This window comes from Candidatus Glomeribacter gigasporarum BEG34 (assembly GCF_000227585.1).
In the GTDB taxonomy this organism is placed as follows: Bacteria; Pseudomonadota; Gammaproteobacteria; order Burkholderiales; family Burkholderiaceae; genus Glomeribacter; species Glomeribacter gigasporarum_B.
Map to the genome: position 1 here is coordinate 1 of NZ_CAFB01000085.1, position 3,041 is coordinate 3,041.

Sequence of the window (3,041 nt, forward strand, 5' to 3'; positions counted from 1 at the left end):
GGTCGCAGAAAAACAGGGGGCGGTGCTCGGCATGGATGCGGGCCTGTCCACGCTGGAGATGGAAGCGGCGGAGAACGCGGGCGAGGATTGGGAAGAAATGCTGGATCAGCGTCAGATCGAGGTGAAGGCGTTCGAGTCGCGCAACCTCACGCCGCCGAGCTGGGCGGGGCTGCATCCTCTGCCTGCGCAACAGACGATTGAAAAACCGCAGGCGGTCTGATGGCACTCCAGGCGCTGCTCAACACGCCGCTCGCGTTGCGGCCCGCGGCGGCGCAGGCGTTGATCGCGGCAGCCGCGCGCACAGACGCAGGGCTGACGTTAGACATGCAGGCACGCTCTGCGGAAGCGGGCTACACGGTGATCGGCGGCGTTGCGCTGATTCCCGTCCACGGCGTGCTGATGCACAAGCTCGGCGTGTTGCAGTCGTTCTGGGGGATGGCGGGTTATGACGGCCTCCGGCAGAACATATGGAGGGCGCTGGCTGACCCGGAAGTGCATGCGCTGGCGCTCGATATCGACTCGCCCGGCGGGATGGTCGCGGGCTGCTTTGATCTGGCCGATGCGATTTTTGAAGCGCGCGGCGAGAAGCCGATCTGGGCGATGGTGAACGAGCAGGCATGCTCGGCGGCGTATGCGCTGGCAAGCAGCGCGGATGTGGTGACGGTGCCGCGCACCGGGACAACCGGCTCAATTGGCATTCTCTATCTGCATGTGGACGTGTCCAGGGCGCAGCGGGACGCGGGCCTGAACGTCACGCTGCTGAACTATGGCGCGCGCAAGGCGGACGGGCATCCGGCGCGGCCGCTCTCGGAGGACGCACGCGCACGCCTGGACGCGGAGATCGAGACGATGGGCGAACTGTTTGTTGAGACGGTCGCGCGCAATCGGGGACTCTCGCCCCAGGCGGTGCGCAACACCGAAGCGGCCACTTATCTCGGCGCGGCGGGCTTAAACGCGGGCCTGGCGGATGCGGTGCTGCCCCCCGATGCGGCGTATCAGGCATTGGTGCGGCAGTTTAATTAACCCTTAGGAAGGAGAAGAAATGAAGTCATCGGACATCGCCTGCACAGCGAAATTTGCACATTTGGCGGGCATTTATCCCAAACGCGCGCAGGCGGAAAAGGAAGCAGACGCCAAAAAACTCAAGCGCGCGGAGGATGAAGAGGACGAAAAAAGCGCGGAAGACGAGGAAGAAGAAAAAGAAGCGGAAGACGAGGACGCCGCCGAAGAGGCACCGAAGGAAGAGAAAAAGAGCCAAAAAGCGAAGCGCGCGAAGGTGGAGGACGAAGAAGAAGACGCCGAAGATGCGCCGGACGAGAAGAAAGACAGCCGGAAGGCCAAACGCGCGAAGGCGGATGAAGGCAAAAAAGAAGACGCCGAAGCGCGCGGGCGCAGACTGGAACGCGCGCGGGCGCAGGCGATCTTTGCAAGTCCAGCGGCGGGCATCCGTCCGGAGATTGCCGCGCAACTGGCGTTTCAGACGAGCCTTCCGAGCGACGAGGCGATTGCGCTACTGGCCTCCATTGCCGCGGGCGCGCCGCGCCGCAGCGCGGATTTGGCGGAGCGGATGGCGACGATTCCCAGCCCGAACGTCGGGGTGGAAGGCGCTGAACCCAACGGTGCGCGCACACTCGCGGCGCACATTCTGGCTGCGGGCAGAAAAGCGCGCGGCGAACGCTTACCCACTGAACAGGAGCAAAGATGACAACGTCAACGATGGGCGGCAATCCCCAACGGCCCGGCATTTGGAGCGATCTTTATATTCCCGATCAACTGATCGCCGGCACGCTGCAACTGGTCACAGAAACGATTACGCTTGCCGCCGGCCAATTACCGCGCGGCGCGCTGTTGGGCCGCAGAGAGGATGGCGCTTATGTGTTGTCCAAAAAGACGGCGAAGGATGGTTCGCAGCAACCGGTGGCGATTCTGGCGGACGAGGCCGACGCGCGCAATACCCCCGTCTCGGCGGGCGTGTATCTGATGGGCGAGTTTAATCAGGACGCGCTGTATATGCCAAACGAGACCGGATGGACAATAGAAGAAGTCAAGCCGCTGTTGCGCGCTGTGAGTATTTTTTTGAAATGTCCAGTGAGCGCCACTGACCCGAGTTAACCCGTTGCACTGAACAGAACCCCGCTTTAAGCGGGGTTTTTTATTGAGCGCAATTTTAAGAGAGCGATCCATGACTGCAAATGAGCATTTTATCTACGACACCCACGTCCTGATTCAGGTGGTGCCGAATCTGAAACACGCGCAGAAATTTCTGCTCGATACCTTCTTCCGGAATTTAGTGGTCAGCGATACCGAATATGTATCGATTGATGTAGATGTGGGGAAACGCCGGATGTCGCCGTTCGTCTCGCCGTTCGTTGAGGGCAAACTGGTGGAGCAACGGCGCATCCGGACAGATACGTTCAAACCCGCGTATATCAAGGACAAGCGCGTACTTGATCTGCGCAAACCGATTCGTCGGCAGATTGGCGAGCGTATTGGCGGTGAATTAACGGGCGCGGAGCGCGAGATGGCCAATCTCGAATTTGAAATGAGCGATCAGATTGACATGCTGGACAGGCGGCTTGAATGGATGGCCGCGCAAGCGCTGCTCTACGGCAAGGTGAGCATTGCCGGCGAGGGGTTTGAGACGGTTGAGGTGGATTTTAGACGGGATCAGGAATTAACCCTTGTCCTGCCAGATAAAGAAAAATGGAACGCGGCCAAGCCGACCAAAACGCCCGCCGAGCATCTGGAGGAATGGCAGCAGTGGATTCTGAAGAAATCCGGCGCAGCGGCGACCGATATCGTCTTTACGACCGCGGCGTGGGCGGCGTTTATGAAAGACCCGCTCTTTAAACAGGCGGGGCTGATCTTCCCGCTGCTCAATTCAGCGGGCAATACGGCTAACCCTGGCGCGCAGATTGCGCGCGGCGCAGTGCACAAGGGCCGCTGGGGGCAATACAACCTGTGGCTGTACAACGATTGGTTTGTCGATGAAAACAATATCGAGCAGCCGATGCTGCCCGACGGCGTGGTGCTGATGACCG

4 protein-coding genes and 1 pseudogene are annotated in these 3,041 nt (G+C 60.5%); all 5 read left to right on the top strand.

Annotated elements, in window-relative coordinates:
• A pseudogene (locus tag CAGGBEG34_RS08765) lies at positions 1–220 on the top strand (phage portal protein); the annotation flags it as partial.
• Positions 220–1,023: a S49 family peptidase gene (locus tag CAGGBEG34_RS08770; RefSeq protein ID WP_006683298.1), complete on the top strand. Its 804-nt coding sequence runs from the start codon at positions 220–222 to the stop codon at positions 1,021–1,023. The pseudogene CAGGBEG34_RS08765 and the gene CAGGBEG34_RS08770, both read left to right, overlap by 1 nt.
• Before the next feature lie 19 nt (positions 1,024–1,042).
• The gene (locus CAGGBEG34_RS11205) at positions 1,043–1,705 is read left to right on the top strand and encodes a hypothetical protein (protein ID WP_006683299.1); all 663 of its coding nucleotides are present in this window, start codon (positions 1,043–1,045) and stop codon (positions 1,703–1,705) included.
• The gene (locus tag CAGGBEG34_RS08780; RefSeq protein WP_006683300.1) at positions 1,702–2,112 is read left to right on the top strand and encodes a head decoration protein; all 411 of its coding nucleotides are present in this window, start codon (positions 1,702–1,704) and stop codon (positions 2,110–2,112) included. Before CAGGBEG34_RS11205 ends, CAGGBEG34_RS08780 begins: the two co-directional genes overlap by 4 nt.
• Positions 2,113–2,182: 70 nt before the next feature.
• A partial coding sequence (locus CAGGBEG34_RS08785; protein WP_042688466.1) for a major capsid protein occupies positions 2,183–3,041 on the top strand: 859 nt, incomplete at its 3' end.